This window comes from Kocuria sp. NPDC057446 (assembly GCF_042802875.1).
Lineage (GTDB): Bacteria > Actinomycetota > Actinomycetes > Actinomycetales > Micrococcaceae > Kocuria.
This window is the reverse complement of sequence record NZ_JBHVDI010000045.1, coordinates 1-23,254: the sequence shown is the minus strand read 5'-3', so window position 1 is coordinate 23,254 and position 23,254 is coordinate 1. Positions and strand designations below refer to the sequence as shown.

Annotated in this window: 23 protein-coding genes and 2 tRNA genes; 11 read left to right on the top strand and 14 right to left on the bottom strand. The window is 74.9% G+C overall.

The window, feature by feature from the left end; genetic code table 11:
• Positions 1-55: 55 nt before the first annotated feature.
• Positions 56-973 (bottom strand): polyphosphate kinase 2, encoded by a 918-nt coding sequence (gene ppk2, locus ACFU0Y_RS07750; RefSeq protein ID WP_380213891.1) that lies wholly within the window; start codon positions 971-973, stop codon positions 56-58.
• A gap of 177 nt (positions 974-1,150) precedes the next feature.
• On the opposite strand from ppk2, the gene ACFU0Y_RS07745 reads away from it, so the two are divergent.
• Positions 1,151-2,182, top strand: a complete 1,032-nt coding sequence (locus ACFU0Y_RS07745; protein WP_380213890.1) for a 6-phosphofructokinase — start codon at positions 1,151-1,153, stop codon at positions 2,180-2,182.
• 77 nt (positions 2,183-2,259) lie between these two features.
• Here ACFU0Y_RS07745 and ACFU0Y_RS07740 read toward each other — a convergent pair whose 3' ends face one another.
• The 3 genes from ACFU0Y_RS07740 to ACFU0Y_RS07730 form a co-directional block, all read right to left on the bottom strand.
• The gene (locus tag ACFU0Y_RS07740; protein ID WP_380213889.1) at positions 2,260-3,357 is read right to left on the bottom strand and encodes a YgfZ/GcvT domain-containing protein; all 1,098 of its coding nucleotides are present in this window, start codon (positions 3,355-3,357) and stop codon (positions 2,260-2,262) included.
• Positions 3,358-3,362: 5 nt separating this feature from the next.
• Positions 3,363-3,962: an FABP family protein gene (locus ACFU0Y_RS07735; protein ID WP_380213888.1), complete on the bottom strand. Its 600-nt coding sequence runs from the start codon at positions 3,960-3,962 to the stop codon at positions 3,363-3,365.
• Positions 3,963-4,078: 116 nt separating this feature from the next.
• The gene (locus ACFU0Y_RS07730) at positions 4,079-4,684 is read right to left on the bottom strand and encodes a hypothetical protein (RefSeq protein ID WP_380213887.1); all 606 of its coding nucleotides are present in this window, start codon (positions 4,682-4,684) and stop codon (positions 4,079-4,081) included.
• Positions 4,685-4,913: 229 nt separating this feature from the next.
• Between ACFU0Y_RS07730 and ACFU0Y_RS07725 the strand changes: the two genes are divergently transcribed.
• The 9 genes from ACFU0Y_RS07725 (at position 4,914) to ACFU0Y_RS07685 (ending at position 13,581) form a co-directional block, all read left to right on the top strand.
• Positions 4,914-5,597: a winged helix-turn-helix domain-containing protein gene (locus tag ACFU0Y_RS07725; RefSeq protein ID WP_380213886.1), complete on the top strand. Its 684-nt coding sequence runs from the start codon at positions 4,914-4,916 to the stop codon at positions 5,595-5,597.
• A gap of 51 nt (positions 5,598-5,648) precedes the next feature.
• Entirely contained in the window at positions 5,649-6,581 is a 933-nt protein-coding gene (gene mshD / locus ACFU0Y_RS07720) for a mycothiol synthase (protein ID WP_380213885.1), read from the top strand.
• 73 nt (positions 6,582-6,654) lie between these two features.
• Positions 6,655-8,940, top strand: coding sequence for an RNA degradosome polyphosphate kinase (locus ACFU0Y_RS07715; protein WP_380213884.1), 2,286 nt, complete (start codon positions 6,655-6,657; stop codon positions 8,938-8,940).
• A gap of 92 nt (positions 8,941-9,032) precedes the next feature.
• Positions 9,033-10,046 carry an NUDIX domain-containing protein gene (locus tag ACFU0Y_RS07710; protein ID WP_380213883.1) on the top strand — a complete coding sequence of 338 codons (1,014 nt, stop codon included), beginning with the start codon at positions 9,033-9,035 and terminating at the stop codon, positions 10,044-10,046.
• A 107-nt stretch (positions 10,047-10,153) separates the two neighbouring features.
• Positions 10,154-10,996, top strand: a complete 843-nt coding sequence (locus tag ACFU0Y_RS07705; RefSeq protein WP_380213882.1) for a thymidylate synthase — start codon at positions 10,154-10,156, stop codon at positions 10,994-10,996.
• The gene (locus tag ACFU0Y_RS07700; protein ID WP_380213881.1) at positions 10,993-11,622 is read left to right on the top strand and encodes a dihydrofolate reductase; all 630 of its coding nucleotides are present in this window, start codon (positions 10,993-10,995) and stop codon (positions 11,620-11,622) included. Before ACFU0Y_RS07705 ends, ACFU0Y_RS07700 begins: the two co-directional genes overlap by 4 nt.
• A gap of 26 nt (positions 11,623-11,648) precedes the next feature.
• Entirely contained in the window at positions 11,649-12,041 is a 393-nt protein-coding gene (locus ACFU0Y_RS07695) for a GNAT family N-acetyltransferase (protein WP_380213880.1), read from the top strand.
• Between the two features lie 10 nt (positions 12,042-12,051).
• Positions 12,052-13,194: an aspartate-semialdehyde dehydrogenase gene (asd, locus tag ACFU0Y_RS07690; RefSeq protein ID WP_380213879.1), complete on the top strand. Its 1,143-nt coding sequence runs from the start codon at positions 12,052-12,054 to the stop codon at positions 13,192-13,194.
• A gap of 3 nt (positions 13,195-13,197) precedes the next feature.
• A complete protein-coding gene (locus tag ACFU0Y_RS07685) occupies positions 13,198-13,581 on the top strand; it encodes a GntR family transcriptional regulator (protein ID WP_380213878.1) in 384 nt (127 codons plus the stop codon).
• A gap of 30 nt (positions 13,582-13,611) precedes the next feature.
• On the opposite strand, the gene ACFU0Y_RS07680 is transcribed toward ACFU0Y_RS07685, so the two are convergent.
• The 4 genes from ACFU0Y_RS07680 to ACFU0Y_RS07665 are packed head-to-tail and all read right to left on the bottom strand — an operon-like array spanning position 13,612 to position 16,108.
• On the bottom strand, positions 13,612-14,007 hold the full coding sequence (locus tag ACFU0Y_RS07680; RefSeq protein WP_380213877.1) for a TIGR02611 family protein: 396 nt from the start codon (positions 14,005-14,007) through the stop codon (positions 13,612-13,614).
• Positions 14,008-14,017: 10 nt separating this feature from the next.
• Positions 14,018-15,133, bottom strand: coding sequence for a UDP-N-acetylmuramate dehydrogenase (locus tag ACFU0Y_RS07675; protein WP_380213876.1), 1,116 nt, complete (start codon positions 15,131-15,133; stop codon positions 14,018-14,020).
• Positions 15,134-15,176: 43 nt separating this feature from the next.
• Positions 15,177-15,662: a MaoC family dehydratase gene (locus tag ACFU0Y_RS07670; protein ID WP_380213875.1), complete on the bottom strand. Its 486-nt coding sequence runs from the start codon at positions 15,660-15,662 to the stop codon at positions 15,177-15,179.
• Complete coding sequence (locus ACFU0Y_RS07665; RefSeq protein ID WP_380213874.1) at positions 15,659-16,108, bottom strand: MaoC family dehydratase N-terminal domain-containing protein; 450 nt, start codon at positions 16,106-16,108, stop codon at positions 15,659-15,661. Before ACFU0Y_RS07665 ends, ACFU0Y_RS07670 begins: the two co-directional genes overlap by 4 nt.
• Positions 16,109-16,218: 110 nt before the next feature.
• Here ACFU0Y_RS07665 and ACFU0Y_RS07660 point away from each other — a divergent pair, with 110 nt between their 5' ends.
• Entirely contained in the window at positions 16,219-17,382 is a 1,164-nt protein-coding gene (locus ACFU0Y_RS07660; protein WP_380213873.1) for a calcium/sodium antiporter, read from the top strand.
• Positions 17,383-17,488: 106 nt separating this feature from the next.
• Here the strand turns inward: ACFU0Y_RS07660 and ACFU0Y_RS07655 are convergent.
• From ACFU0Y_RS07655 to ACFU0Y_RS07630, 6 genes are all read right to left on the bottom strand, one after another.
• Positions 17,489-17,562 (bottom strand) — tRNA-Met (locus ACFU0Y_RS07655).
• 60 nt (positions 17,563-17,622) lie between these two features.
• Positions 17,623-17,694: transfer RNA gene (locus ACFU0Y_RS07650), tRNA-Thr, on the bottom strand.
• A 185-nt stretch (positions 17,695-17,879) separates the two neighbouring features.
• A complete protein-coding gene (locus ACFU0Y_RS07645; RefSeq protein WP_380213871.1) occupies positions 17,880-18,272 on the bottom strand; it encodes a hypothetical protein in 393 nt (130 codons plus the stop codon).
• Between the two features lie 55 nt (positions 18,273-18,327).
• Entirely contained in the window at positions 18,328-20,757 is a 2,430-nt protein-coding gene (locus ACFU0Y_RS07640) for a hypothetical protein (RefSeq protein ID WP_380213870.1), read from the bottom strand.
• Positions 20,754-22,583, bottom strand: coding sequence for an ABC transporter ATP-binding protein (locus ACFU0Y_RS07635; RefSeq protein ID WP_380213869.1), 1,830 nt, complete (start codon positions 22,581-22,583; stop codon positions 20,754-20,756). Before ACFU0Y_RS07635 ends, ACFU0Y_RS07640 begins: the two co-directional genes overlap by 4 nt.
• Positions 22,580-23,254, bottom strand: a 675-nt coding sequence (locus ACFU0Y_RS07630) for a glycosyltransferase (RefSeq protein ID WP_380213868.1), incomplete at its 5' end; no start/stop codon positions are given. The genes ACFU0Y_RS07630 and ACFU0Y_RS07635, both read right to left, overlap by 4 nt.

Genomic DNA, 23,254 nt, shown 5'->3' with positions numbered 1-23,254 from the left:
TCCCCGGAGGGGGACGGGCGGCGTCGTCGTCGTCCCCCGTTCCGGGGACGCCCCGTCAGTCGCCGACGGCCTCGAGGCCGCGCCGGACGATCAGCGGGTCCGGGGGATGGACCACGTCCGGGTCCTTGTCCTCGTAGTCGAACTGGTCCAGGAAGAAGCGCATGGCGTTGAGCCGGGCGCGCTTCTTGTCGTTGGACTTCACCGTGATCCAGGGAGCGTGGTCGGTGTCCGTGCGCAGGAACATCTCCTCCTTGGCGTCCGTGTAGTCCTCCCACCGGTCCAGGGAGGCCAGGTCCATGGGCGAGAGCTTCCACCGGCGGACGGGGTCGATCTGCCGGATCGCGAAGCGGGTGCGCTGCTCGTGCTGGGTGACGGAGAACCAGAACTTGGTCAGGTGGATGCCGGAGTCCACGAGCATCTTCTCGAACACGGGCGCCTGGGCCATGAACTGCTCGTACTGCGGGTCCGTGCAGAAGCCCATCACGCGCTCGACGTTGGCGCGGTTGTACCAGGAGCGGTCGAACATCACGATCTCGCCCGCCGTGGGCAGGTGCTGGATGTAGCGCTGGAAGTACCACTGGCCGCGCTCCCGGTCCGAGGGCTTGGTCAGCGCCACGACCCGGGCGGCGCGCGGGTTCAGGTGCTCGGTGAAGCGCTTGATGGTCCCGCCCTTGCCGGCGGCGTCCCGGCCCTCGAACACGATGACGTGCTGGAGGTCGTGGTCCTGGCCCCAGTACTGGAACTTCAGCAGCTCGATCTGCAGCTGGTACTTCTCGAGCTCGTACTCCTCCCGCGACAGCCGTTCGTCGTACGGGTAGTCCTCCCGCCAGGTCTCCACGGCCGAGCCCCCGGGGTCGATGAGGTCCGGGTCCGGGGACTGCCCGTCCCGCACCGTGTACCCCTGGTCGACCAGCTTGTCGATGAACTCCCGCAGGTTCTCCCGGGCCGGTTCCTTGTCCGCGTCCAACGCCATCCCTCCTCGCGGGCCCGGCGGGGCCCTCCCCGGCAGTCTAGGCCCGCCCCTCGGGGGCCCTCGCCCGCCGGCACCGCCCCGGGGCCCCTCGCTGTCGCCGGGGGCCGGACTCACTAGACTGGGCCTGCCGGCGCACGTCCGGCCGAGACGCACGCCCGCCCGGAGGAGACTGCACGGATGAAGATCGGACTGCTGACCAGCGGCGGGGACTGCCCCGGACTCAACGCGGTGATCCGCGGCGCCGTGCTGCACGGGATCAAGACCTACGGCCACGAGTTCGTGGGCTTCCGCGACGGCTGGCGCGGAGTCGTGGAGGGCGACATCATGGACCTCCCCCGCACCCGGGTCCGCGGCCTGGCCCGCGAGGGCGGGACCATCCTGGGCACCTCCCGCACGAACCCCTACGACGGGCCCGGCGGAGGACCCGAGAACATCGGGGTGATGCTCGAGCGCCACGCGATCGACGCGATCGTGGCCATCGGCGGGGAGGGCACGCTGGCCGGCGCCAAGCGCCTGGCCGAGGCCGGGCTGCCCGTGGTCGGCGTGCCCAAGACCATCGACAACGACCTGCAGGCCACCGACTACACCTTCGGCTTCGACACGGCCGTGTCCATCGCCACCGACGCCATGGACCGGCTGCGCACCACCGGGGAGTCCCACCACCGGTGCATGGTCGCCGAGGTCATGGGCCGCCACGTCGGGTGGATCGCCCTGCACTCGGGGATGTCCGCCGGCGCGCACGCCGTGCTGATCCCCGAGCAGAAGGTCTCCATGGACCAGGTCTGCGCCTGGGTGCGGGAGGTCTACGACCGGGGCCGGTCCCCGCTGGTGGTCGTCGCGGAGGGGTTCATCCCGGAGGACCGGGAGGAGGTGCTCGCCGGGAAGGGCACCGAGGCCTCCGGCCGGCCCCGGCTGGGCGGGGTCGGGGAGTACGTCACCGAGCAGATCGAGGCGAGGACCGGGATCGAGACCCGCAACACCACGCTCGGGCACATCCAGCGCGGGGGCGCCCCCACGGGCTTCGACCGGGTGCTCGCCACCCGCTTCGGCATGTCGGTGGTCGACCTCGTGCACGAGAAGCAGTGGGGCAGGATGGTCGCCCTCCGCGGCACCGACATGGTCCGCGTCGACTTCGCCGAGGCCCTCGAGGGGCTCAAGACCGTCCCCCAGCACCGCTGGGACGAGGCGCGCGTGCTCTTCGGCCGCTGAGCGGGGCGGGTCGGGGCGTCCGGCGCGGCTGCCCCGGGCGCCCCGGCCGGGTCACGGGGTCGTGCGCCGGCGCGCCGCTACGGACGCGGGTCCCGGGCGCCGCGGAGGAAGCCCGTCTGCCGCCCGACCACCTGGCCGGCGTCCGGCGGGACGACCACCTGCTGCGCGGCGGCCCACCGCTGCTCGCCGTCGGTGACGAGGAGCGTGGCGGCGGGATCGACGGTGCGCTTGAGCACGGCCAGTGCGACGGGGCCCTGCTCGTGGTGCAGCTGCACGGAGGTGACGCGGCCGACCGTGCGCTCCCCCGCGACCACGTCGGCGCCCGCGGCGGGCAGCGTGTGCTCGGAGCCGTCGAGGTCGAGCAGCACCAGCCGGCGGGGCGGGTGCCCGAGGTTGTGCACCCGGGCCACGGACTCCTGGCCCTTGTAGCAGCCCTTGGACAGGTGCACGGCGGTGCGCAGCAGATCGAGCTCGTGCGGGATGGTCCGCTCGTCCGTCTCGGCGCCCCAGCGGGGGCGCCACGCGGCGATCCGCAGCGCCTCCGCGGCCCAGGCGCCGGCGAGCGGCAGGTCGCGGGTCAGGGCGTCCAGCTCGTCGCGGGGCACGAGGTGCTCCCACCAGGTGCGCTCCTCACCGGGGTGGGGTCCGTCGAGCACGGCGTAGCTCCACCCGCCGGGGGCGACGTGGGGCCAGGGGTCGCGCCACACGACCGTGGCGGGCAGTCCCGGCACGGGGCCCGCCGCACCGAGCACGGCCCACTGCCCGGTGCGGTCCTCGATCTCGACCCGCAGTGCGAAGCGCATGGACTCCAGCCACCCGACCAGGGAGGCGGCCTCGCCGGTCTCGGTGATGAGCCAGGTCGTGGTGCCGTCGTCGACCACGTGGGGGGCGTGCTCGATCCGCCCCTGCACGGACAGGAAGAGGGTCTCGGTGCTGCGCCCGGGCTCGAGCCCGGTGAGCACCTGCGAGGAGAGCGTGGTGAGCCAGCTGAGCCGGTCGGGCCCGGAGACGGTGACGACGCCCTTGTGGGAGAGGTCCACCACGGTGCCGGGCGTCCGCACGAGGGAGCGCTGCTCCCGCAGCGGGTCGCCGTAGTGGGCGGCGACGCCGCGGTCCAGGCCCTCGGCCTCGACGGCGCCCGGTCGGTGGAGCAGGGGGGAACGGTGCTCGGTCACGGGACTCAGCCGATCTTCCGCAGCTGCGCGGAGGCGTGCGTGGTCAGGGGTTCGCCGAGGGCGGCCATGTCCCAGGCCCAGAACAGGTCGCCGTGGACGAGTCCGTACATGCGGGTCGAGGAGCTGTACTCCTTGGCCCCGCGCGCGCGGATCACGGCGTCGGTGGCGAGGTCGATCCGGGGGCCCTTGATCTGACCGGCGTAGAGCTCGGCGACGCCGCCGGGGTGGGTCAGGGTCACGAGGACGTCGAAGCCGCCGTCCGCGTTGCGCATCCGCTCCACGTCCTCGGCGCCCTGGAGCACGGGCACCAGGTCCGGCGGGAGCATCCCGGGGCCCACGTCGCCGTCCTCGAGGGTGCGGTCGAGCTGCCAGAAGCCGTGTTCCACGGTGGCCGGGCGCATCGGCTGCCCCTCCTCGTCGAGGAGCGTGGTCTGCGCCCGGTACTCGAGGAACGGCAGTCCGTTCTGCTCGAAGGTCACGCGCTGCCGGAACGGCCGCTGCTCGACCTCGCCGTAGCCCATGAAGCCGTCGCCCTCCCAGGTGCCGAGCAACCAGGCGAACGGGACGAGCTCCGGCATCAGATCCGAGGGGATCTCGATCGGCACGGGACTAGTGCTGTCCCTTGAACAGGCCGAGGACCACCTTCAGGGAGATCCCGGCGATGAACAGCCCGGAGATGCCGAGCAGGGCGAGGTAGAAGATCTCGAGTGCAAGCATGGCCCTAAACTACCACGGTGCCCACGAGCCGGGCGGTGAACACGGCCCCCACCCCGAGGAACGCCACGGGCGTCACGCCGAGGACCACGACCCCCCGTTTGGGCGAGCTCTTCGGGGCCGCGGCGATGACGCGGCCGCCCACCAGGGCCACCAGCGCGGCCAGGACCGCCCCGACCACCACGAGCAGGGCGGGGTCCGGGCCGCTGGCCCGGTAGTCGCCGGCGAGGGCGATCCAGCCGGAGGAGCTGACGGCCGCGAGCACGCCGGCCGTCGAGGCGATCGCGGACTCGAGCCGGCCCTCGGCGCCCTCTCCCCGGACCAGCTCCGCGGCGAACACGGTCATCAGGGCCACCCCGACGACGGCGGGCAGCCACACGAGCTGCTGGCCCGGCAGGAACTGCACGAGCAGGGCCGCGACGACGCCGGCGGCCGTCATGATCACGTTGTGGCGGTACCGCGCCGTGATGCCGGTGGCCGCCGGCCAGCCGACGCCGATGACCACGGACATCCCCAGCGCCAGCAGCAGCGGCGCGGGCCCGGCGACCGCGACCGCCGCCAGGGCCGCCAGGAGGCCGAGCACGCTGCACACGGCGATCATGGCGTATCTCATGGCGATCGGGTTCCTGCACTGTCGGGGGTCGGGGCCGGGGCCCGGGCGGACACGAGCAACGATAGCGGCTCGCCGCGCTGCGCGAGCGGGGCGCCGGGACGGACCGGGGTGCGGACGGGCGGCGGGCACGGGCGCCCGGCACGCTCCGGACCGGCGCGGTCGCGGAGCCGGTCCTGCGCCCGGACCTATACTGACAGCTCAGTCCGTACGCCAGAGTGGAGAAGCACGAGTGTTCCAGATCCTGATGCTGACCGACGCGGACGGACCCTCGGCATCGGTGCTCCCGGCCCTCGACCTGCTCAACCACAAGGTCTCCGTCGCCCCGACCCGGACCGTGTCCGGGAGTCTCGACGGCCGGTCCCCGGACGTGGTCCTGCTCGACGGGCGCTCCGACCTCATCACCGCGCGCAACCTCGCGCAGCTGCTCACGGCCAAGGGCCTGGCGGCGCCGCTGCTGATGGTCCTCACCGAGGGCGGGATGGCCGCGGTGGCCGCCAACTGGATGGTCGACGACGTCGTGCTCGACACCGCCGGTCCCGCGGAGGTCGAGGCGCGGCTGCGCCTGGCGTCGTCGCGCACGGCCGAGGTCCCCGAGGACGACACCCGCATCCGCGCGGGCTCCGTGGTCATCGACGACGCCGCCTACTCCGCCCACGTCAACGGTCAGCCCCTGAACCTGACCTACAAGGAGTTCGAGCTGCTGAAGTACCTGGCCCAGCACACGGGGCGGGTCTTCACCCGCGCCCAGCTGCTCAGCGAGGTCTGGGGCTACGACTACTACGGCGGCACCCGGACCGTGGACGTGCACGTGCGGCGCCTGCGCGCCAAGCTGGGCGCCGACCACGAGCACCTGATCACCACGGTGCGTAACGTGGGCTACAGCTTCGCCACGACGCGGCCCCGCGACAGCTGAGCACCGTACCGTCCCGGCCCGCGCGTCCCGTCCCGTCCCGCAGGAGGTCCCATGTCCCGTCCCGTGCCGTTCGACCTCGACCGGCCGCTCGTGCCGCCGGCGGAGGAGATCCAGGAGCTCGCGTCCCGCGCGGCCGCCGCGGACGGCGACCCGCCGTTCTCCGACCAGACCCTCGTGGACCTGCGCGCCGCGCGCGAGGACCGGGTGCACACCGTCCTGGCGCGCTCGCACGACGGTGAGCTGCTCGGCGCGGCGGTGCGCGTGCCCGAGCCCGACGGCGCCCACCTCGTGGAGCTCGTGGTCGGCCCCGGCCACCGCGGCGCCGGGGTCGGTGCGGCGCTGGCCGGCGCCGTGGCCTCGGACACCAGCGGGACGGTCCACGCCTGGGCGCACGGCGGCCACCCCGCCGCCGCCGCGCTCGCCGCCCGGCACGGGCTGGCCCCCGTGCGGGACCTGCACCGGCTGCTGCGCCCCCTGCGCGGCGCGACCGACCTCCCCCTGCCCGGGACGGTGCCCCCGGGCCTCCGCCTGCGGGCGTTCGAGCCCGGCCGCGACGAGCAGGAGTGGCTGCGGGTCAACGCCGCCGCGTTCGCCGGGCACCCCGAGCAGGGCCGGATGACCCTCGAGGACCTCCGGCAGCGGGAGGCCGAGCCGTGGTTCGACCCCGCCGGCTTCCTGCTCGCCGTCCGGGAGGACGAGCCGGGGACCGTGGCCGGCTTCCACTGGACCAAGGTCCACCCCGGCGACGCCGAGCGCGGCCCCCTCGGCGAGGTGTACGCCGTGGGCGTGGCGCCCGGGCACCAGGGCACGGGGCTGGGCCGGGCGCTGACGGCCGCCGGCGTCAACCACCTGGCACAGCAGGGACTGGCCGAGGTCATGCTCTACGTGGACGGCGACAACGCCGCCGCCCTGCGCCTGTACGAGGCGCTCGGCTTCCGGCCCTGGCACCTCGACGTGATGTACGCCGGGACCCTCCCCGGCTGACCCGCCCTCCCCGCCCTCCCCGCCCTCCCTGCGCCCGGACCGCCCGGACCGGACACGACGAGACAGGACCGTGATGACCACGCACCAGCAGGACACCCCGCAGTCCGCGACGGACCGGAGCGCGCCCGACGCCCCGGCCGCCGGGCAGGAGACCGCATCCCTCGCGGGTCCCGACGAGCTCTCCGTCCCCGACGCCGCCCGGGGCCACGGGGACCGGGACCGGATCGACGACCCGGTGCCCGCGGCCCGGCAGGTGCTGGAGGGCCGGCACGGACCCGAGCGCTTCCTGGACCGCGAGGCCAGCTGGGTCGCGTTCAACTCCCGGGTCCTGGAGCTCGCCGAGGACCCGGACCTCTTCCTCCTGGAGCGGGTGCACTTCCTGTCCATCGTGGCCTCCAACCTGGACGAGTTCTTCATGGTCCGGGTGGCAGGGCTCAAGCGGCGCATCGCCACGGGCATCGCCCGGCCGGCCGCCTCCGGGCACTCCCCCGCGGAGCAGATGGCCACCATCGCCGCGCGCGCCCACGAGCTCCAGGAGCGGCACGCGCGGACCTTCCACGACCTGGTGCGGCCCGAGCTGACCCGGCAGAACATCCACCTGGTCGGGTGGGAGGACCTCGACGCCTCCACCCGGGAGCGGCTCACCCGGGACTTCCACCGGCAGGTGTTCCCCATCCTCACGCCGCTGGCCGTGGACCCGGCCCACCCGTTCCCCTACATCTCCGGGCTGAGCCTCAACCTGGCCGTCATGGTCCGCAACCCGCAGTCGGGCAAGCGGCTGTTCGCCCGGGTGAAGGTCCCGGACCAGCTGCCCCGGCTGCTGGCGGTGGACGGGTCCAAGGCGTCCCGGCTGCCGAACGGCCAGGCCCGGTTCATCCCGCTCGAGGACGTCATCGCCCAGCACCTGGACGACCTGTTCCCCGGGATGGAGGTCGAGGAGCACCAGGTGTTCCGGGTGACCCGCAACGAGGACCTCGAGGTCGAGGAGGACGACGCCGAGAACCTCCTGCAGGCCCTCGAGAAGGAGCTGCTGCGCCGCCGCTTCGGTCCCGCCGTGCGCCTGGAGGTCACGGACAGCATCAGCACGGAGGTGCTCGAGCTGCTCGTCTCCGAGCTGGGCATCGACGAGTCCGAGATCTACCGGCTGCCCGCCCCGCTGGACCTGCGCGGGCTGGGGGTGATCGCCGGCATCGACCGCCCGGAGCTGCACTACTCCCGCCACGTGGCGCACACCTCCCGCTACCTCAACGCCGCGGAGACCGCCAAGGCCGCGGACGTCTTCGCCGCGACCCGGGCCCGGGACGTGCTGCTGCACCACCCCTACGACTCGTTCGCCACGAGCGTCCAGGCGTTCCTGGAGCAGGCCGCCGCGGACCCGAAGGTCCAGGCCATCAAGCAGACCCTGTACCGGACCTCGGGCGACTCCCCCATCGTGGACGCCCTCATCGACGCCGCCGAGGCCGGCAAGCAGGTGCTGGCGCTCGTGGAGATCAAGGCCCGCTTCGACGAGCAGGCCAACATCTCCTGGGCCCGCAAGCTCGAGCAGGCCGGGGTGCACGTGGTCTACGGCATCGTGGGGCTGAAGACCCACTGCAAGCTCTCCCTCGCGGTCCGCCAGGAGGAGCACGGGCTGCGCCGGTACGTGCACATCGGCACCGGCAACTACCACCCCTCCACCGCGCGCTTCTACGAGGACCTGGGACTGCTGACGTGCGACCCCGAGGTCGGCGAGGACGTCTCCCGGCTGTTCAACCAGCTCTCCGGCTACGCGCCCAAGACCACCTTCCAGCGCCTGCTCGTGGCGCCGCGCTCCGTGCGCTCCGGACTCGTCGACCTCGTCGAGGCCGAGATCCGCCACCACCGGGCGGGCCGCCCGGCGCGGATCCAGGTCAAGTGCAACTCGATCGTGGACGAGGCCGTGATCGACGCGCTTTACCGGGCCTCGCAGGCCGGGGTGCCGGTGGACGTGGTGGTCCGGGGGATCTGCGCCCTGCGCCCCGGGGTGCCGGGGCTGAGCGAGAACATCCGGGTGCGCTCGGTGCTGGGCCGGTTCCTGGAGCACTCCCGGGTCTTCGCGTTCTGCAACGCCGGCGAGCCCCTGGTCTACATCGGCTCGGCGGACATGATGCACCGCAACCTGGACCGCCGGGTGGAGACCCTCGTGCGGATCACGGACCCCCACCAGGCGGAGGCGCTCGTGCGGCTGCTCGCCCGCTACGTCTCGGACGCCACGGCCAGCTGGCACCTGGACGCCGAGGGCGTGTGGACCCGCCACCACCGGGACGCCGAGGGGAACCCGCTCGTGGACGTCCAGGACCACCTCCTGCGCAGCCGGGCCCTCGGCCGCCCCACGATCTAGTCGGCGGTAGCATCGTGGGGGTGCCACCCGACGGTCCGGACCGCGGGTCCCGGCACGCCCGTGCACCACGGACAGGGGACGAAAGAGGGGCCATGCCCAGGACCGCAGAGAAGACCGCCGAGCAGAGCACGGCCGGGAGCACCGGCCGGGCGGGCGCGAGGAGCGCCGCCGGGAGCGGGCGGCCCGCCGACGTGCTCGCGGCCGGGTGCCTGTGCTGGCGCCGGAACGGCGGCGGGCTCGAGGTCCTGCTCATCCACCGCCCGCGCTACGACGACTGGTCCTTTCCCAAGGGCAAGCAGGACGACGGCGAGACGCTGCCCGAGACCGCCCACCGGGAGGTCGGTGAGGAGATCGGCCTGCTCCCCCGGCTGGGCGTGCCGTTGCCGACGATCCGCTACGCCGTCAAGGACGGGTGCAAGGACGTGCACTACTGGGCCGCGGAGTTCGGTCCCGGCGCCCGTCCCGAGCCCGACGGCCGGGAGGTCGACGCCGTCCGCTGGGTGGGCCCCGACGAGGCGCACCGGATGCTGACCAACCCCTCCGACCGGGAGCCGCTCGCGGCCCTCGTGGAACTGCACGAGCGCGGGGACCTTGCCACCCGCCCGGCGATCGTGGTGCGCCACGCCAAGGCGAAGCCGCGCTCGGCCTGGTCCCGGGCCGAGGGCGACCGGCCGCTGGCCGCGACCGGCAAGCGTCAGGCCCTCGCCGTGACCCGGCTGCTCCGGGCCTGGTCCCCCGAGCGGGTGCTCACCTCCCCCTGGCTGCGCTGCCTGTCCACCGTGGTGCCGTACGCGCGCAAGGCGGGCGTCGCCGTCCGGGAGCGCCCGCAGCTCACGGAGGCCTCGCACAAGCGCCACCCCAAGAAGGCGGCCGCCGTGGCCGAGACCATGTTCGACAAGGACGTGCCCGTGGCGCTGTGCACGCACCGCCCGGTGCTGCCCACCGTCCTCAAGGTCATCGCCCGGCACGCGAGCCCGGAGCTCACCGCGCTGCTGCCCGCCAAGGACCCCTACCTGTCCCCCGGCGAGATGATCGTGCTCCAGATCTCCCGCCGGCACCGGCGGCGGGTGGTCTCCGTGGAGCTCGTGAAGCCCTTCGACGACTGATCCCCGGCACCGCGCCGGGCGGCGACGCCCCGACCCGGGCCGCCGCCGCCCGGCGCCGAGCGCCCGCCCCGAACCTGCCCGCCCCGCCTTCCTCCGAGGAGCCCCGCATGACCACCCCCGAGCCCGCGCCCGCCCCGGTGCCGACGCCCTACGAGGACCTCCTGCGCGAGATCCTGGAGCGCGGCGTGCACAAGCCCGACCGCACGGGCACCGGCACGCGCAGCGTCTTCGGCCGCCAGATCCGCTTCGACCTGGCCGAGTCCTTCCCGCTGCTGACCACCAAGCGCGTGCACTTCCGGTCCCTCGCCCTCGAGCTGCTCTGGTTCCTGCGGGGGGACTCCAACGTGCGGTGGCTGCAGGAGCGCGGCGTGTCCATCTGGGACGAGTGGGCGGACGAGGACGGGGAGCTCGGACCGGTCTACGGCGTGCAGTGGCGGTCCTGGCCCACCGCCGGCGGCGGGTCCGTCGACCAGATCGCCAAGGTCGTGGAGCAGATCCGCACGAACCCCGACTCCCGGCGCCACGTGGTGACCGCGTGGAACCCCGCCGAGGTGGACGAGATGGCCCTGCCGCCGTGCCACGCCCTGTTCCAGTTCTGGGTCGAGCCCCGGGAGGACGGGCCGGGCCGGCTGTCCTGCCAGCTCTACCAGCGCTCCGCGGACATGTTCCTGGGCGTGCCCTTCAACATCGCCTCCTACGCCCTGCTCACCGTCATGATCGCCCAGCAGACCGACCTCGAGCCCGGGGAGTTCGTGTGGACCGGCGGGGACTGCCACGTCTACGACAACCACGTGGCGCAGGCCCGCGAGCAGCTCTCCCGGGAGCCCTACCCGTATCCGCGGCTGCGGCTCGCCCGGCGGCCCGCCACCGTCTTCGACTACGAGCTCGAGGACTTCGAGGTCCTGGACTACCGCCACCACCCGGCGATCAAGGCCCCGGTGGCCGTATGACCGCCGCGCCGGGCCCCTCCGGCCCCGCCGGGACGGTCGGGGCGATCTGGGCGCAGACCACCGAGGGCGTCATCGGCCGCGCCGGGGCGATGCCGTGGTCCCTGCCGGAGGACATGGCCTTCTTCCGGCGCACGACGACCGGCCACCCCGTGATCATGGGACGGCGGACCTGGGAGTCCTTCCCGGAGCGCTTCCGCCCCCTGCCGGGACGGACCAACATCGTCATCACCTCCTCCCCCGAGCGGGTGGACCGGGACGACGCGGCGCCCGGCGCGGTGCTGACCGCGTCCTCCTACGCCGAGGCCGTGCGCCTGGCCCGGACGAGCCCGGGCGCGGAGCGCGTCTGGGTGATCGGCGGCGGCGAGGTCTACCGGCAGGCCCTCGCGGACGACGAGCACCCCGTGACGGAGGCGCTGGTGACCGTCATCGACCTCGACGCCGACGGGGACACCCACGCCCCGGTGCTCGACGACGCGTGGGCCACGGAGCCGCTCGTCGGCCCGTCCCTGTCGCGCACGGGCCTGCGCTACCGGATCGACCGGCGCACGCGCGACCGCGGCGGTCCCGGCGCAGGCCCCGGCGGGGCGCCGCACGGTTCCGGTAGCCCGGCCGCTCCGGTAGCGTGAGCGGCACCACGACCAGGAGGACGACCGTGACCGACCGGCACCCCGACCCCGCGATCCGCGACGACGAGCAGCTGCGGGTCGTGAAGAACACGGACCTCGACCGCTACGAGCTGTGGCGGGGGGAGCAGTTCATCGGCTTCGAGGGCTTCCAGGACCACGAGGACGGCACGGTCGAGCTCCAGCACACCATCATCAGCGAGAAGTTCGGCCGGCAGGGCTACGCGCGCACCCTCGTCACCCTCCTGCTGGACGGCTTCCGGGAGCAGGACGTCGCGGTGCGCCCCACCTGCACCTACGTCCAGGACTACCTGCACCGCTTCCCGCAGTACGGGGACCTGGTGGTCCCCGGTCTCGAGCTGCCGCCCGCCCGGAAGGTCAAGGAGAAGCGGCGGCGCTGGGCCCTGCACCGCGCCCACTAGACTGGGGGTCATGACTTTTCGCTCGGGTGATCAGGTAGGGTTCGTCGGCTGGCGGGGCATGGTGGGCTCCGTGCTCATGCAGCGCATGCAGGAGGAGGGGGACTTCGAGGGGATCACCCCGGTGTTCTTCTCCACCTCCAGCGCCGGTCGCCCCGCCCCGTCGTTCGCCGGGGACGCCGGGACGCTCCAGGACGCCTACGACCTCGAGGCCCTGGCGAAGCTGCCGATCGTCGTGACCGCCCAGGGCGGGGACTACACCAAGGACGTGCACGGGAAGCTGCGCGCCTCCGGCTGGGACGGGCTGTGGATCGACGCCGCCTCGACCCTGCGGATGAACGACGACGCGATCATCGTCCTCGACCCCGTCAACCGGGACGTCATCGACCGCGGCCTGGCCGGCGGCGTGAAGGACTTCGTGGGCGGCAACTGCACGGTCTCCTGCCTGCTCGTGGGACTCGGCGGACTGTTCCGCAACGACCTCGTGGAGTGGGCCACGTCGATGACCTACCAGGCCGCCTCGGGCGGCGGGGCGCGGCACATGCGCGAGGTGCTGGCGCAGTTCGGCGCCCTGCACGGCGTGGTCACGGACGAGCTGGCCGATCCCGCCTCCGCGATCCTGGACATCGACCGCAAGGTGCTCGCCGCCCAGCGCGGCGACGCCCTCGACACCTCGATGTTCGGCGCCCCCCTGTCCGGTTCCCTCATCCCGTGGATCGACGCCGACCTCGGCAACGGGCAGTCCCGCGAGGAGTGGAAGTCCGCGGCGGAGACCAACAAGATCCTCGGCCGCACGGACCGGTACGCCCAGGACTGGGTGCCCATGGACGGGCTGTGCGTGCGGATCGCCACGATGCGCTCGCACTCCCAGGCCCTCACCGTCAAGCTGCGGGAGGACCTGCCCGTGGAGGAGATCGAGCGGATCATCGAGGCCGACAACGAGTGGGCCACCGTGGTGCCCAACACCAAGGAGGACTCCGTGCGGGACCTCACCCCCGTGGCGACCTCCGGCACCCTGGACATCCCGGTGGGCCGGATCCGCAAGCTCGCCATGGGCCCGGGCTACATCAGCGCCTTCACCATCGGCGACCAGCTGCTGTGGGGCGCGGCCGAACCGCTGCGCCGCATGCTGCGCATCGCCACCGGCACCCTGTAGCCGGTGGAGGACCCCTCGATCCCGCCGGGGCTCTTCCTCGACGCCGGCGACGCCCGTCCGCCCTCCGAGCAGCTGAGGCACCGGGTGCAGGAGGGGCGCGCGGACGGCACCCTGCCCCCCGGCACCCGGCTCCCGCCCGTGCGCCGGCTCGCCGAGGCGCTCGGCCTCGCGCCCGGCACCGTGGCCAAGGCCTACCGGGAGCTCGAGGCCGCCGGCGTCATCGAGACCCGCGGCCGGCAGGGCAGCTTCGTGCGCGCCGCGGACCGGACCGAGGACCTCGCGGTGCAGGCCGCCCGGCGCTACGCCCACGAGATCGCGGGCCTCGGGCTGTCGGCCGAGCAGGCTCTGGAGCTGGTGGCCGCGGAGGTGGCCCGCGGCTCCCGCTGACCGGGATCACGAGGCCTGCCGGGGCTCGGCTCAGGCCCCGGGGACGCGCAGGTGCCGCGGTCCCGGCACGAGGTTGCCCGGGCCCGCGAGGGCCCTGCGGTGGCGCCCCTCGGCGGTGCGGGCGAGCCACCACCGCCACCAGCGCATGACCTGGCCCTTGGCCCACTGGTTGAGCCGGTGCGCCCAGTGGTACTCGGTGCTCCAGATGCCGAGCCCCAGGAAGATGGCCAGCCAGCCCGGTCCCGGGGTGACGAGCATGACCAGGCCGGCCAGAACGAACACGCCCCCGAGGACCGTCACGAGCGTCTTGTAGACCACGAACAGGAGCGGGTGGCCCCGGGCCCAGGTGCGCACCCGGCGCAGCGTCCGGCGCACCCGGCCCTCGGAGTCCTCTCCCTGGGCGATCTCGTCCTCGAGGCTGCTCACGGCCGCCGCCTCAGACCGCCGTGCCCACGATGACGGGCTCGGCGACGAGGTCCACCCCGTAGACGGACGCGACGCCGTCGCGCACCGTCCGCGCCAGCGCCATGAGGTCCTGTGCGGAGGCGCCGCCACGGTTGGTCAGGGCCAGCGTGTGCTTGGTGGACAGCGAGGCGCGGCCCCCGGCGACCGCGGCGCCGTCGAGGTCGAGGAGCTCGTTGCGGGTCCCGGGCAGCCCGAAGCCCTTGCCGAAGCCCGCGTGGTCGATGAGCCACGCGGCGGAGAGCTTGACCCGGTCCTCGAGCGGGTGCCCCGCGGCGTCGACCACGGGGAAGCGGGGGGCGTCCTCGGGCAGCCGCTCCCCCAGCGCGTCCGCCGGGAGGACCGGGTTCGTGAAGAACGACCCCGTGCTGTAGGTGTCGCGGTCCTCCGGGTCGAGGACCATGCCCTTGCCCGCCCGCAGGGCCAGCACGGTCTCCCGCACCCGGCCCAGCGGGGCGCGCTCCCCCACCTGGACGCCGAGCCGGCGCGCGAGCTCGCCGTAGCGCACCGGGGCGCTCTCGGTGCCGTGCTCGAGCCGGAAGCGCACCGCGAGCACCACGTGGCGCGGGGAGCCGTCCACCGTGCTGCGCTTGAGGGCCGAGTCCCGGTAGGAGAACGCCAGGTCGGCCGGGGTGAACTCCCGCACGCGCCGCTCACGACGGTCCCAGACCCGCACCAGTTCGACGGTCTGCGCGACCTCCTGGCCGTAGGCCCCCACGTTCTGCACCGGGGTGGCCCCCGTGGTGCCGGGGATCCCGGCCAGCGCCTCGATGCCGACCAGTCCCCCGGCCACCGCCTGCGCCACGAGCTCGTCCCACGAGTGGCCGGCCTGGACCTCGAGCAGGGCGCCGCCGGGGTCGTCGGCGACAACCTCGACGCCGCGCGACAGCACGTGCACCACGGTGCCGGCGAACCCGGCGTCGGCCGCGATGAGGTTGGAGCCGCCGCCGACCACGAGCAGGTCCCGGCCGGCGGCGTCGGCCGCCGCGACGGCGTCGACGACGGCCTGCTCGGACTCCGCGCGCACGTAGTGGCGGGCGGGCCCGCCCACGGCGGCGGTCGTGAGGTCTGCGATGCGAGGGGTCGTCATGGCGAGCAGTGTATCGGGCGGCCCGCGGCGCCCCGGCCGGGGCTCATGCCGGGCGCACCACGGCCTGGGCCTTGACGAGCACCTTCAGCGGGGCGGCGGTCGCCGGGTCCGCCCCCTCCGCGGAGAGGTCGGGCGCCGTCACGGTGAGGTCGACGCGCACGGTGCGGGCGTCGTGGTCGACGGCGCCGATCCGCCCGGAGACCGTCAGGGCCGTGGAGGCCTCCACCGCGGTCCCGAACCGGTTGGGGACGACCACCGGCTTGGTGAAGCGGGTCTGGTAGTCGATCACGGCGCCCGGGTCCCCGGCCCAGTCGGTCACGAGCTGCACGGCGGCGCCCATCGTGAGCATCCCGTGGGCGATCACGTCGGGCAGGTCCACGGAGCGGGCGAACTCCTCGTTCCAGTGGATGGGGTTGAGGTCCCCGGAGGCCCCCGCGTACCGGACCAGGTCCGCGCGGGAGAGCTCGATGCGGCGCTGCCCGATCTCCTGGCCCTTCTCGAGGTCGTCGAAGGCGATGCGCGCGGTCACTGGTCCTCCCCCCGCACCAGCAGGGACGACACGGTGGTGGCGACGTGCTCGCCGTCCGCGGCGCGGATCTCGGCGCGGGACGTCACCATCGCGCCGGAGCCCATGGCCCGGACCTGGTCCACGTGCAGCTCGGCCGTGAGCTCGTCCCCCGCGACGATCGGGCGGTGGTGGGTGAAGCGCTGGTCCGCGTGGACCACGCGCGAGAAGTCGATGCCGGCCTCGGGGTCGGCGATCAGCGCGGCGTCGGCGCGCTGGGCCACCACGATGGCGAAGGTGGGGGGCGCCACGAGATCGGGATGGCCGAGGGACCGGGCCGCCTCGACGTCGTGGTGGGCGGGGTGTCCGGCCTGGACGGCGCGGGCGAAGTCGCGGACGGCCTCCCGCCCGACGCTGTAGGGCTCGGCCGGCGGGTAGGTCCGCCCGACGAGATCGGGGTTCACGGGCATGGCAGCTCCTCGCTGGACGGGCCGCGCGCTGGCGGCGGGACCCGTCCAGTCTACGGCGGCGCGCCCCTCGCCGTGGGGCGCCGGCGGCCCCGGCACGTACACTCCTGCCCATGGATCTCCTGGACGTGGGACGGATCGTCGTGGGACTGGTGCTGCTGGTCGGCGGCGGAGAGCTCCTGGTGCGAGGGGCCTCCGCGCTCGCCCGGCGGGTCGGGATCTCCTCGCTCGTGGTCGGGCTCACCGTGGTCTCGGCCGCCACGTCGGCGCCGGAGCTCGCCGTCGCCGTCGGCGCCGTGCTGCGCGACGAGCCGGGCCTGGCCGTCGGGAACGTGGTCGGCAGCAACATCGTCAACGTCCTGCTCATCCTCGGGCTCTCCGCCCTCGTCGTTCCCCTCGCGGTGAGGCAGCGGCTGGTGCGCTTCGACCTGCCGTGGATGGTCGTGCTCTCGATCGGGCTGCTGCTCGTGTCCCTCGACGGACGGATCGGCGCGGTGGACGGAGTGCTCCTCCTCTCCGCCGTGGTGGTGCACACGGTGCTGACCGTCGTGCTCAGCCGGCGCGGCGCCCGCGTCCCCGCGGCGGCACCGCCGGGGGACCGCGGAGCCCGCGACGACAGCGACGACGACGGCGGTGACGGCGGCGGCCAGGATGTCAGGGGCGAGGAGGAGCCGACCCCGGCGTCGGTCCCCCGGTCCGTGCTGCTCGTGGTGCTGGGGATCGCCCTGCTGGTCGCCGGCGCGACCCTGCTCGTCGACGGTGCGGTGAACATCGCCACGTCACTGGGGGTCAGCAGCCTGGTGGTCGGTCTGACCGTGGTGGCCGTCGGCACGTCGCTGCCCGAGCTGGCGACCTCCGTCATCGCGGTGCGCCGCGGTGAGCGCGACCTGGCCGTGGGCAACGTGGTGGGCAGCAACATCTTCAACATCGGGATGGTGCTCGGCCTGCCGGCGCTGATCTCCCGCGACGGCATCCCGGTGGCGGGCGCCGCGGTGGCCTTCGACATCCCGGTGATGCTGGCCGCCGCGGTCGCCCTGCTGCCGATCGCGTTCACCGGGTTCGTGGTGGCCCGCTGGGAGGGCGCCTTGTTCGTGGCGCTGTACGCCGCCTACACCGGCTACGTGGTGCTCGCGGCCACCGAGCACGACGCCCTGGAGGGGTTCACGTGGACCATGGCATGGTTCGTCCTGCCGCTGGTCGTGCTGACTCTGGTCGTCTTCACCGCCTACGAGTTCGGCCTGCGCCGGGGCCGCCGGGAGTCCGTGCGCTCGCCGTGACCGGTCCGTCCGGACCGGGCCGGACCGGGTGCCGGACGGGGTGCCTCCGTGGGGCTGCCCGGGAACGACAAAAGCCCGTGACCGGTGGGTCACGGGCTTTTCGCCGTAGCGGTGGACGGGCTCGATCCGTCGACCTCACGATTATGAGTCGTGCGCTCTAACCAGCTGAGCTACACCGCCAGAGGGATGGGACACCGTGGCTGACGGCCTGGACGGCCGGGCCACGGATCTCATCACGAGAGCCCCGACCGGGAATCGATCCCGGGACCTCCATCTTACCAAGATGGCGCTCTACCACTGAGCTATCGGGGCAACGACGAAGACTCTACCAGCACGTTTCGGCAGATCCAAAATCGCCGGGCGCCCCTCTCCGGCGCCCCCGGGGCCGCCCCGTCGGGCCTGGTGGGCGGGCGGATTCCGGCCGATGGCCGTGGGGACCGGGCGCCTCGGCGGAACGGCCCGACGGTGCCCTTCCGGGCGGGACCACCGGCCGCTGCTCAGTCGTCCCAGTCGTCGTCCCAGCCGTCGTCGTCCCAGTCGTCGTCCCAGTCTCCGTCCTGCGGAGCGGGCTGCACGGGCAGCGGGACCTGCGCCGGCGGGGCGGGCGGCTGCTGGACCGGCGCGGCCGGTGCGTCCGAGCCGCCTCCGTCCCGGGGACCCGCCGCGGGGGCGTCCTTCTCCGCGCCCGCGGGGCCGGTCGCGGACGGCGGCCGCGTGGGCTCCTCGGCCGGCCGGACGGTGCCCGGTGACGGGCTCGGCGCAGGGGTGCCGCTCACGGCGACGCCGTCGCGCACGACCTCCACGCGGTCCGTGCCGCTCGCCGCGTTCCACAGCAGCAGCGCCAGGCCCGCGACGACCAGGAGGGAGACTGCCGACCAGAGGATCCTCATGTCGCCCAGTGTCCCGGATCCGGTTGAGGGGGGCATGAGAAACATGAGAAGCCTCTCAGGAACGCAGTCCGTCGAGCAGGTCCTGGGCCACCCCGCGCCAGCGCGGACGGAACGCGTAGACGCAGGCGAGGCGCAGCCGGGTCGCCCGGGCGTGGACGGCCAGACGTCCGGGATCGGCGTCCAGCATCCGGGCCACCGCGGCGACGGCCTCCTCCCCGTCCGCCCTCAGCGCGGGGTCGAGCAGCCCCTGGGCCACCCGCAGCTCGAGGTGGACGGAGAGGTTCGCGAGGTCCAGCTCGGGCTCCCCGGTCGCCGCGGTGTCGAAGTCCAGCAGCCCCAGGCGTGCGCCGTCGAAGAGCAGCTGCTGGTCGTGCAGGTCCCGGTGCAGCACGGCCCGGGCCCGGCGGCCGGGGGCCGAGAGCTCCTCCCCGATCCGCCGGGCCAGGGCGGCGACCGTCCCCGGCGGGGCGTCGAGCAGTCCGGGGAACGCCTCGAGGTGGCCGGTCCAGCGGGCCAGCGTGCGGGCCTCGTCCTCGGCGGTGTGCTCCGGCAGGGACGCCCCGACCGGCACGGTGCCGGCCAGCGCCGGCCAGCACCGCGCCCACTCCGCCCACGCGGATCGGTAGGCGTCCGCCCGGCCGGCGGCGCCCAGCTCGTGCAGACTCCGGCCGGGCAGCACGGAGAACTCGACCCGGTCCTCGGCCCGGGCGAGGACCTCGGGCACGGCGAAGCCCGCCGCGGTGCCGAGTCCGTGCAGGCGGTCGGAGAGCTCGGCGACCCGTGCGGCCCGGCCCCGGGCGAGGAACTTGACGAAGCGGTCCGGGGTGCCGACCACGGCCCGGCGCCGGTGCCGGTGCACCACCACGCGGCCCCCCGCCGCGGCCGCGGCGGCGAGCCCGGGCAGGCGGGGGTCCTCGCCGTGGGGCAGGACGCGGACGGTCCACGGCCTGCCGGCACCCGGCGCCGCCTCGCCCGCGCGGAGGCGTCCGTGCTCGTCCTCCAGCTCGAGCACGAGCCGGGCGCGCTCCGCGGGCCAGGCGCGGCGCACCCGCAGCGGCTGCCCGTCGGCGTCCGCCACGGTCCCCGGGACGCGCACCGGATCGGCCCCGGCTCCCGCCGGCGTCACGGGGGCGCGCGACGGGGCGGGGCGGTCGGCGCCGAACGGCACGGCTGCCGGACCCGGACGGGCCTGCGCCACGAGCCGCTCGGCGAGCGCGAGCCGCCGGTCGGTGCGCTCCCGCCAGTCCGGCGCGGTGGAGCGGAACGGCTCCATGCTCCGGGCCAGGACGTGGAACGCGGCCCAGGCCAGGATCTCGGGCCGCGGCGGGAGGGCCGCCGCGGATCCGTAGCCGCGCAGCAGGGCGCCCGTCAGGGGCAGGTCCTCCGGGGCGTCGGGGGCCTCGTCGGCGTCCCCGCCGAGGAGCTCCACGGCGAGGAACCCGCCGAGGTCGTCGGCCGCCGCGCCGGTGCGCACCCGGTCGAGATCCGCGATCCGCAGCTCCGGTGTCCCCGGGCCCCCGGTGCGGTGCACGAGCACCTGGTCCGCGGAGAAGTCCCCGTGCAGCAGGCGAGGCGGCCGTACCGCGGCGTGCGGAAGGGCCTCCGCGACGGCCCGGCCCGCCCGGGCGCACCGGGCGGCCGGCCGGGGATCGAGCGCGGACAGGTCGGCGGCCAGGGAGCGCAGCTTTCCGTCCGGGTCGAGAGGGGCGCCGACCCGGGCGGGGCCGAGCAGCGCGGGACCGCGCACGTGCAGCTCCGCCAGGGCGGCGCCCGCGGCGGCGGCGGCCTCGAGCACACCGCCGCCGGCCCGGCCGGATCCGTCCGGCGCGGCGGCGGCGTGGGCCGCGAGGTCCCCGTTGCCGAACCACGGGCAGTGCAGCACGTGCGGTGACCCCGGCAGACCGGGGACGGGCACCGGGGCGAGCACCGGGATCCCGGCGGCGGCGAGCCGGGTCAGCAGCAGCGGGTCCGCCGGGGCGGGATCGGCGGTGAGCTTCGTGACCACGCCGGGCCCTCCGTCGTCGCCGGTGAGGACCGCACGGCGGCGGGGGTTGTAGCGCAGCAGCCGGTCCGAGCTTCCCGGCCGCCCCAGGTCCTGGGACCGGTCCGCTCCGAGCACGGCGAGCGCGCGGCGCAGCCGGGGGTCCGTGCCGACGGTGCCCACGGCCAGGCGCTGACCGGTCCCGCCCGGCACGTCCGCGACGAGCACGGGCGCGGTGCGCCCGGCCCTCCCGGCACGGGCCAGGACCTTGTCCAGCTTGTCCCGTCCGTGGCCGGAGGAGGCGTGGGCCGCGACCCAGTGCACCGCGCCGGTCGACTCGACGTCGACCCGGGCCACGGCCGAGACACCGGGCTTGTAGCGCAGGTGGCCGGTGCGCAGCGGACCGCCCAGCGCGTGGCCGAACAGCTCGGTGAGCCGGTCGGGGTCGAGCACGGTGGCGAGCGCGGGCAGGCTCGCCCAGGACTCGGGCAGGGGGGTCGTCACGAGCGGACCTCCCGGCGGTCCTGGGCCCGCTGCTGCTCGACCCACGCGGCGAACACGCCGTCCGGCCGGGCGAGGAGCTCCTCGGGGGTGCCGTCGAGCAGGATGCGCCCGTCCTGCACCCACAGCACGCGGTCGGCGGCGAGCGCGAGGGCGGCGTCGTGCGTCACGGCCAGGGACGTGCGGCCGCGCACGAGGCGGTCGAGGGCGGCGAGCACGTCCCGGGCGGACCGGGGGTCCAGGCCGGTGGTGGCCTCGTCGAGCAGCACGACCGGCGCGTCCCGCAGCATCGCGCGGGCGATGGCCAGGCGCTGGCGCTGTCCGCCCGAGACCGTCGAGCCGCGCTCCCCGACCGGGGTGTCGTAGCCCTGGGGGAACGCCGTCACGAACTCGTGGGCCTGGGCGGCGGACGCCGCGGCCTCCACCTCGGCGTCGGTGGCGCCCGGGCGGCCGAGCCGGATGTTCTCCCGCACGGTGCCGTGGAACAGGACGGAGTCCTGCAGGAGCAGGGCGGTGCTCCCGCGCACGGTGCCGAGGCCGAGCACGCGCAGGTCGTGCCCGTCGAGGGTCACGGAGCCGGCGACCGGGTCCATCATCCGGGCCAGCAGGGAGACGAGGGTCGACTTCCCGGAGCCGGACGGGCCGACGACGGCGACGTGCTGGCCGGCCGGGATCACCAGGTCGACGTCGCGCAGCACGGTGCGCCCGCCGTCCTCCGGGTCGCCGTACGCGGCGTCCACGTGGTGGAGGGCGAGCTCCCCGCGCACCCCGGGCAGGACCAGGGCGTCCGGGGCCTCCCGCACGTCCACGGGCTCCGCCACGAGGTCGGCCACCCGTTCCCCGGAGGCCGCGGCGCGGGCGATCCGCCCGGTGTACTTCGCCATGTCCCGCAGGGGCTTCATGCACGTCTTGAGGTAGGTCGTGAACAGCACCAGGTCGCCGAGGCTCATGGCGCCCTGCAGCACCCGCCAGCCGCCGCCGACGATCACCGCCGCGGTGGCCACGCCCACGATCACGTCCGTGGCCCGCTCGAGCGCGGCGGCCAGCCGACGGGACTGCACCCCCTGGGTGAGGGCCTGCCGGTTGGCGCGGCCGAAGGACTCGGCCATGTGCTCCTCGAGGCCGTAGGCCTGCACCGTGCGGATCGCCCCGAGGGACTCGTGGGCGGTGTTCGCCAGGGCGCCCTCCCCCTGCCTGGTGCGGCGGGAGGCCTCGGTGATCCGCCCGGAGGAGCCCCGGCCCACCAGGAGGAAGGCCAGGATCGCCACGACCACCACGAGGGCCAGCGTCCAGTCGAGGAAGAGCATGACCGTGCACATGACCGCGAGGGTGATGACGTTGGCCAGCAGCGGCAGGCCCGCGGTCACGGCCACCTCCTGGAGCTTGCCGATGTCCGAGACGAGGCGCTGGACCGTGTCACCGGCCCGGGAGACCGAGTGGTAGCGGTCGGAGAGGGCCTGGACGTGCGCGAACACCCGTGCGCGCAGCGCGGTGGAGACCCGGGAGCCCACGAGCGCGAACGCGACCGTGGCGAGGTAGTTGGCGAGCGCCCGGAAGCCGACCACCGCGACCGTGGCCAGCCCGGCGGCCAGGAGCAGCTGCCACGAGGCCTCCGGGATCCACGGGTCGACGTTGTCGGCGCCGAGGGACAGCGAGACGGCGTCGACGACGATCTTCAGCGGCCAGGGCTCGAGCACGCGGAACGCCACCTCGGCCAGCAGCACCACGATGCCGCCCGCTGCGAGCAGCCGGTGCTCGCGCAGGTGCGGCCCGAGCAGCCCGATGGTGCGCCGGAGGGCGCGGCGGTCGAGCCGTGTGCCCCCGCTCACCGCGGTGCTCCCGCGGCGGCCGGGCGCGGGGCGGGACGGTGGCCTGGCCGCGTGCCGGTGGGGCCCGCCACCGCGAGATCCGCACCGGCGAGATCCGCGCCGGCGAGATCCGCGCCGGCGAGCGTCGTGCCGGCGAGGACGCCGTCGAGCACGGCGGTCCAGGAGCGGCGGGTCACCGCGTCGCGCCGGCCCGCCCGGCCCAGCGCCCGGCGCCGGCCGGGATCGGCCACCAGCTCGTCGACCGCTCCGGCCAGCGCGACGGGGTCCGAGGGCGGCACGAGCAGTCCCGTCACCCCGTCCTCGACGACGTCCGGCACCTGTCCCACGCGGGACGCGACGACCGGCAGGGCCGCGGCCGCGTACTCGTAGACCTTCAGCGGCGAGAAGTACTGGTCCGCGGCGTCCTGAGTGGCCGGGTAGGGCGCGACGGCCACGGCGCAGCCGGCCAGCAGCCCGGGCACCTCGGCCGGGGACACCGCGCCCGTGAACCGGGCCTCGACGCCGAGCTCCGCGGCGAGCTCCTCGAGGGCCGCCCGCTGCGGACCGTCCCCCACCACGAGCAGGCGCCAGTCCGTGACCGCCGTCGCCCGGGCGCGGAGCAGATGCTCCACGCCGTGCCACGGCTTGAGCGTGCCGACGAACACCACCACCGGCGGCCCGGGGTCCGGACC

Coding starts and splice junctions, on each gene's coding strand:
- ACFU0Y_RS07715 (WP_380213884.1), top strand. CDS start 6,655: ATGACCACGCACCAGCAGGACACCCCGCAGTCCGCGACGGACCGGAGC.
- ACFU0Y_RS07705 (WP_380213882.1), top strand. CDS start 10,154: ATGACCACCCCCGAGCCCGCGCCCGCCCCGGTGCCGACGCCCTACGAG.
- ACFU0Y_RS07645 (WP_380213871.1), bottom strand. CDS start 18,272: ATGAGGATCCTCTGGTCGGCAGTCTCCCTCCTGGTCGTCGCGGGCCTG.
- ACFU0Y_RS07745 (WP_380213890.1), top strand. CDS start 1,151: ATGAAGATCGGACTGCTGACCAGCGGCGGGGACTGCCCCGGACTCAAC.
- ACFU0Y_RS07665 (WP_380213874.1), bottom strand. CDS start 16,108: ATGCCCGTGAACCCCGATCTCGTCGGGCGGACCTACCCGCCGGCCGAG.
- ACFU0Y_RS07700 (WP_380213881.1), top strand. CDS start 10,993: ATGACCGCCGCGCCGGGCCCCTCCGGCCCCGCCGGGACGGTCGGGGCG.
- mshD (WP_380213885.1), top strand. CDS start 5,649: ATGTCCCGTCCCGTGCCGTTCGACCTCGACCGGCCGCTCGTGCCGCCG.
- ACFU0Y_RS07660 (WP_380213873.1), top strand. CDS start 16,219: ATGGATCTCCTGGACGTGGGACGGATCGTCGTGGGACTGGTGCTGCTG.
- asd (WP_380213879.1), top strand. CDS start 12,052: ATGACTTTTCGCTCGGGTGATCAGGTAGGGTTCGTCGGCTGGCGGGGC.
- ACFU0Y_RS07675 (WP_380213876.1), bottom strand. CDS start 15,133: ATGACGACCCCTCGCATCGCAGACCTCACGACCGCCGCCGTGGGCGGG.
- ACFU0Y_RS07710 (WP_380213883.1), top strand. CDS start 9,033: ATGCCCAGGACCGCAGAGAAGACCGCCGAGCAGAGCACGGCCGGGAGC.
- ACFU0Y_RS07730 (WP_380213887.1), bottom strand. CDS start 4,684: ATGAGATACGCCATGATCGCCGTGTGCAGCGTGCTCGGCCTCCTGGCG.
- ppk2 (WP_380213891.1), bottom strand. CDS start 973: ATGGCGTTGGACGCGGACAAGGAACCGGCCCGGGAGAACCTGCGGGAG.